This window comes from Frankia sp. AiPs1 (assembly GCF_023716945.1).
Classification (GTDB): domain Bacteria; phylum Actinomycetota; class Actinomycetes; order Frankiales; family Frankiaceae; genus Frankia.
In genome coordinates this window covers 1-5,581 of record NZ_JAMQQF010000395.1, presented here as the reverse complement: position 1 = coordinate 5,581, position 5,581 = coordinate 1, and the positions used below count along the sequence as shown (strand labels likewise).

Sequence of the window (5,581 nt, the reverse complement as noted above, 5' to 3'; positions counted from 1 at the left end):
GGCGGCGGCCGTCGCCGGCCGGCCAGCCGACCCGTGAGCTGCGACCCGTCGACCTCTCCGTGGCCCCGCCCGAGCCGGGTGCCGCCGGCCTCGGCGGTCCCCCCGCCGCCGCCAACGGGCCGGATTCGCGTCCGAGCGTGTCCGTGCTCAACGTCGCCAACCTGCTGACGATCATTCGGCTGATCCTCGTGCCGGTCTTCGTGCTGTTGCTGTTCGCCGGCCCGGACGACGACGGATGGCGGTACGCGGCCTTCGTCGCCTACGCCGTTGCGGCGATCACCGACCAGATCGACGGGTCCATCGCCCGCCACTGGCACCTCGTCACCGATTTCGGCATCCTTGTCGACCCGATCGCCGACAAGGCGCTGACGGGCGCCGCGCTGATCTCGCTGTCCGTTCTCGGGGAGCTGCCGTGGCCGGTGACGGCGGTGATCCTGCTCCGCGAGGTCGGGGTCACGCTGCTGCGGCTGTGGGTGATCCGCTTCGGTGTGATCGCCGCGAGCCGCGGGGGCAAGGCGAAGACGCTGCTGCTGAACGTGGCGATCGGGCTCTACGTGTTGCCGCTGGCGGGGGCCCCCGCGACCAGTCGGGCGGTGATCCTCGCCGCGGGGGTGGTCGTCGCCGTCGTCACCGGGGTCGACTACGTCTACCGGGCGCTCGCGTTGCGGCGTCGGACCACCCGTGACACCCCCGGCGAGCCCGCCGCCGGGACGGCCATCATCGACGACGAGGGGCTGACGGATGCGCGCTGAGCTGCTGGCGGTGGGGGACGAGCTCCTCTACGGCGACATCGTGAACGGCAACGCCGCGTGGCTCGGCCGCCAGCTCGCCGACGTCGGGGTGACGGTCGCGACGTCCACGGTGGTCGGTGACGACGTCGACGTGATCGCCAAGGCGATCCGGGTGGCGCTGGATCGCGCCGACGCGGTCGTGATGACCGGCGGTCTCGGGCCGACCCAGGACGACCTGACCCGCGAGGGCATCGCCGCGGCGGCCGGTGTCGAGCTGCGCCGCGACGACTTCCTGGCGGCCGAGCTGCGCCGGCGGTTCCAGGCGATGGGCCGGCGCGACGCCCGTGAGGTCCCGGCGATGAACTACCGGCAGGCGGACCTGCCCGCGGGAGCGCAGCCGCTGCCCAACGGGCCGGGCACGGCCCCGGGCATCCGGATGGAGATCGGCGCGGGCGTCGTGTACGCCATGCCGGGTGTGCCGTTCGAGATGAACGACATGTTCACCGCCAGCGTCCTGCCCGACATCCTGCGCCGCGCGGGCCAGCCGGCGGTGGTCGTGCACCGGGTGCTGCGCACGGCGGGGATGTGGGAGTCGGTCGTCGCCGAGGCGCTCGCGGCCGAGGTCGACCGGCTGGCGCCGATCGGCAACCCGCGGATCGCGTTCCTGGCCAGCGGCGGCCAGACCCGGGTTCGTATCACCGCCCGGGCCCGCGACCGGGCCGAGGCAGAGACGTTGATCGCCCCGGTGGAGGCTGCGGCGCGGGTGGCGCTCGGCGCCGGGGTGTACGGCGGCGAGGAGGACTCGCTGGAGAGCGTCGTGCTGGGTCTGCTGCGCGCGCGGTCGGCGACGCTCGCCGTCGCCGAGTCCATCACCGGCGGGCTGCTCGCGGGCCGGCTGACCGAGGTGCCCGGGGCGAGTGCGGTGTTCCGCGGTGGCGTCGTGTCCTACGCGACCGACGTCAAGGCGTCGGCGCTCGGAGTCGATCAGGCCCTGCTCGCCGCCGAGGGGGCGGTGTCGGCCGATACCGCCGCGGCGATGGCAGCCGGGGTGCGGGCCCGCCTCGGTGCCGATTACGGGCTGGCCACCACGGGTGTCGCCGGCCCGGACGAGCTGGAGGGCAAGCCGGCGGGTACGGTGCACCTGGGCCTCGCGGGCCCGGACGGGACGATCACCCGCTCGCTTCGGCTGCCCGGTGACCGGACGCGGGTGCGCGCCTTCGCCGTCGTCACCGCTCTGGACCTGATGCGGCGTACTCTGGCGGGACTGCCGGGCAGCGAGATCATCACCTTCGGTGACGACACCGCCGGTGGATCGCGGGAGTAATCGCCGGACCCGAGATGCTTACACAGTTACAGTCCCATCAACGAGGGCCCGAGGGCCACGGTGGTGGGTATACGGTGAACGCATCCCGCGGACGAAGGAGGAGGCTCGATGGTCCTGCTCCGACGCATGATCGGCGAGGCGTTGCGCCGCCGCCGTCAGGATCAGCACCGCACGCTCCGGGAGGTGTCCTCGGCGGCCAGGGTGTCGTTGGGCTACCTCTCCGAGGTGGAGCGTGGGCAGAAGGAGGCCAGCTCCGAACTGCTCGCAGCCATCTGCGAGGCGTTGGGAGTCCGGCTCGCGGATCTGCTGCGCGAGGTGAGCGAGGATCTTGAGCTCGCCGAGCTGGCGGTGGGCGCGGGCGTCGGCGGGGCCACGGTCGTGGTGCCGGCCCGCCCGAGGGTCGTGGATCGGGCTGCCTGAGCTCTCCCGGTCACGACCACTCGACGACCGCAGGTCCGACCATGGGGATCGGTCTTCGTGTGCGGCATCCCGCTGGTCACTGCCGGCGGTCGATGCAGGTCAGCTGTCCGGATGCTGCGGTCCGCGCCTGCCTGGCCTGGGTGCGATACCAGTCTTCGGTGACTGAGCGGAACGGCACCGGCGGTTCCGCGTACGGATCTCCTTGGGGGGCACGCCAGGGAACGCAAGCGGCTCCGACCCGAGAGGACGAGCATGAGTGCGATCCGTAGCCCACTGTCTGACGAGGCCCGTTCCGTCACCGGCGAGGCGTTGCAGGGCGCCTTGGTCGACCTGATTGATCTGTCCCTGTTCGCGAAGCAGTTGCACTGGAACGTCATCGGCCGGAACTTCCGCAGCGTGCACCGCCAGCTCGACGAGGTGGTGGAGCTGGCCCGGCGCTACGCGGACGCCGTCGCCGAACGGGCCGTGGCCATCGGGGTCAATCCGGACGGCCAGTCGTCGACCGTCGCTCGCGGCACCCATCTACACGGAGTCGAGGTTGGTTACCTCGCCGACGAAAAGGTGGTCCGGCTCATCGCCGACCTGCTTGCCGAGGTCGTCACCCGGATGCGCATCCGCATGGACGCCACCGAGCAGCCCGACCCGGTCACCCAGGATCTGGTCATCGACGTCGTGCGCGAGCTGGAGGAACAGCACTGGATGTTCCAGGCGATGGTCTGAGCCCGGCCCGCCGTCGGGGCCGCCGCCACCAGGGCCGCCGCCGCAACCACCGGCCCGAACGGGCGACTCCGGTGGCGGCGCGCGGGTCAGTCTGCCACTCTCCCCGGGTAGTTCTCACGGTGCAGCTTGAGTTGGTCGTCGTCCCCCCGGGCATGGCTCCCGGGCTTGGCCCGCAGGGAGAGAAGATCAGGTGAGCACCGCCTCGCAACCCGAGGAGGACGACGCAGCCCCGGCGCACCTGCCGATCCAGGTCTGCAAGGCGTGTAACGGGCTGGGCGAGCAACTGGTCGTCTTCGCGACGGCGCGCGGCGGCTTCGTGCCGGCCTGCCGCTCGTGCGCGGTCTGCCAGGGACGGGGCCGCACCGCGCTGTGCCCGCCCGTCTGATGGCTGCTCCCGCTTCTGGCGGGTGCCCGCCCGGCTGACGGATGGTCGACGCGATTGGTGCACCGGCCGGTTCACCATCGGGCCGTGGTCGTGCGACGATCGTGGTTATGGCGAATGTCGTCCGCAAGATAGCCCGGTATCTCTCTGCGTCGGCGAACCGCAAGTTCGACGAGCGGGCCGACCCGCGGGTGCAGATAGACCAGGCCATCGAGGAGGCGCGCCGCCAGCACGAGGCGCTCGTGCAGCAGGCCGCGCTCGTCGTGGGAAACCAGCGTCAACTGGAGATGCGGCTGGCTCGGCAGGCCGAGGAGGTCGCCGGCCTGACCGAGTCCGCCCGCTCCTCGCTGCTGCTGGCGGACAACGCCCGGGCGTCGGGTGACCCGGTCACCGCGGCGAACTACGAGGAGACCGCGCAGGCATTCGCCGGCCAGCTCGTCTCCGCGGAGACCTCCCTCGAGGACCTGAAGAACCTGCACCGCCAGGCGGCGGCCTCCGCGGCCCAGGCCCGCACCGCGGTCGAGGACAACACGGCGCGGATGCAGCGCCACCTGGCCGAGCGGGCTCGGCTGCTGACTCAGATCGAGCACGCCGCCATGCAGGAGCAGATGACCCAGGCGATGGAGGGCATGTCGACGCTGGCCCCGGCCGGCGACACCCCGACGCTCGCCGAGATCCGTGACAAGGTCGAGCACCGTTACGCGGTGGCGCTTGGTCGCCATGAGCTCGCCTCGCAGGGGATGGAGGCACGGATGGTCGAGGTCCGCCGCGCGACCATGGACGCCCGGGCCGTGTCTCGGCTGGCCGAGCTGCGCGGCGATCTCGGCGGCGGGAGCGGCCCGGGCGGGCGCCGCGGGCAGCCGGCCGAGCTCGAACGCGATCAGACCCAGGCGATCAGCGACGCCGTCGACGAGCTGTGCGCCGAGGGCCCCGGCGACATCCTGGTGTTCCTCAGCGGGGAACGGGAGATCCGGGACACCGCCGAGGCGCTCGCCCGCGAGCAGCGGCCGCACACGGAGATCGTGCCGCTCTACGCCCGGCTGTCCGCCGGCGAGCAACACCGGGTCTTTCAGCCGCACACCGGACGGCGGGTGGTGCTGGCGACCAACGTCGCGGAGACCTCGCTGACGGTGCCCGGCATCCGTTACGTCATCGATCCCGGCACCGCGCGCATCTCCCGTTACAGCCATCGGACGAAGGTGCAGCGCCTGCCGATCGAGCCGGTCTCGCAGGCGTCCGCGAACCAGCGCAAGGGCCGGTGCGGGCGGACCGCGGACGGCATCTGCATCCGGCTCTACAGCGAGGAGGACTTCGCCGGCCGACCCGAGTTCACCGACCCGGAGATCCTGCGGACGAACCTGGCCTCGGTGATCCTGCGGATGGCCGACCTCGGGCTGGGCGACATGGCCACCTTCGGCTTCCTCGACCCACCCGACCCGCGCCAGATCAGCGACGGAGAGCTGCTGCTCACCGAGCTGGGGGCGTTCGACGCGGGCGTTGCGGGCGACGCCCGCGCTGGCACCGGCGCTGGCACCGGCACAGGCACCGGCGCAGGCACCGGCGCAGGCGCAGGCCGGCGGATCACGCCGATCGGTCGGCGCCTCGCGCAGATCCCCGTGGATCCCCGGCTGGCCCGCATGGTGCTCGCCGGCGACGAGCAGGGCTGCCTGCGGGAGGTGCTGGTCATCGCGGCGGCGCTGGCCATCCAGGATCCGCGGGACCGCCCGGTCGAACACCAGCAGGCCGCCGACGAGCGGCACGCCCGCTTCGCGGACCCGACCTCGGACTTCCTCGCCTACCTGAATCTGTGGAACTACCTGCGCGACGCCCGCGGCGAGCTGTCCGCCAACCAGTTTCGGCGGATGTGCCGGACCGAGTTCCTCAACTACCTGCGCATCCGCGAATGGCAGGACGTCCACGGCCAGCTCGCCGCCGTGGCCCGCGGCCTGGGCCTGAACGCCGACGCCCGCGCCGGCGACCGCGCCCCACGCGACGGCACGGGCG

Annotated in this window: 6 protein-coding genes; all 6 read left to right on the top strand. The window is 72.5% G+C overall.

Annotated features, from left to right (window positions below):
* The coding region (locus tag ND748_RS23765) for a CDP-alcohol phosphatidyltransferase family protein (protein WP_374216016.1) at positions 1-752 on the top strand (752 nt) is incomplete at its 5' end.
* A complete protein-coding gene (locus ND748_RS23760) occupies positions 742-2,055 on the top strand; it encodes a competence/damage-inducible protein A (protein ID WP_251748179.1) in 1,314 nt (437 codons plus the stop codon). The genes ND748_RS23765 and ND748_RS23760, both read left to right, overlap by 11 nt.
* Positions 2,056-2,163: 108 nt before the next feature.
* Positions 2,164-2,475: a helix-turn-helix domain-containing protein gene (locus tag ND748_RS23755; RefSeq protein ID WP_251748178.1), complete on the top strand. Its 312-nt coding sequence runs from the start codon at positions 2,164-2,166 to the stop codon at positions 2,473-2,475.
* A 252-nt stretch (positions 2,476-2,727) separates the two neighbouring features.
* The gene (locus ND748_RS23750) at positions 2,728-3,195 is read left to right on the top strand and encodes a Dps family protein (protein ID WP_251748177.1); all 468 of its coding nucleotides are present in this window, start codon (positions 2,728-2,730) and stop codon (positions 3,193-3,195) included.
* A gap of 190 nt (positions 3,196-3,385) precedes the next feature.
* A complete protein-coding gene (locus ND748_RS23745) occupies positions 3,386-3,580 on the top strand; it encodes a hypothetical protein (protein ID WP_251748176.1) in 195 nt (64 codons plus the stop codon).
* Between the two features lie 107 nt (positions 3,581-3,687).
* On the top strand, positions 3,688-5,581 hold a 1,894-nt coding region (locus ND748_RS23740; RefSeq protein WP_251748175.1), incomplete at its 3' end, for a PspA/IM30 family protein.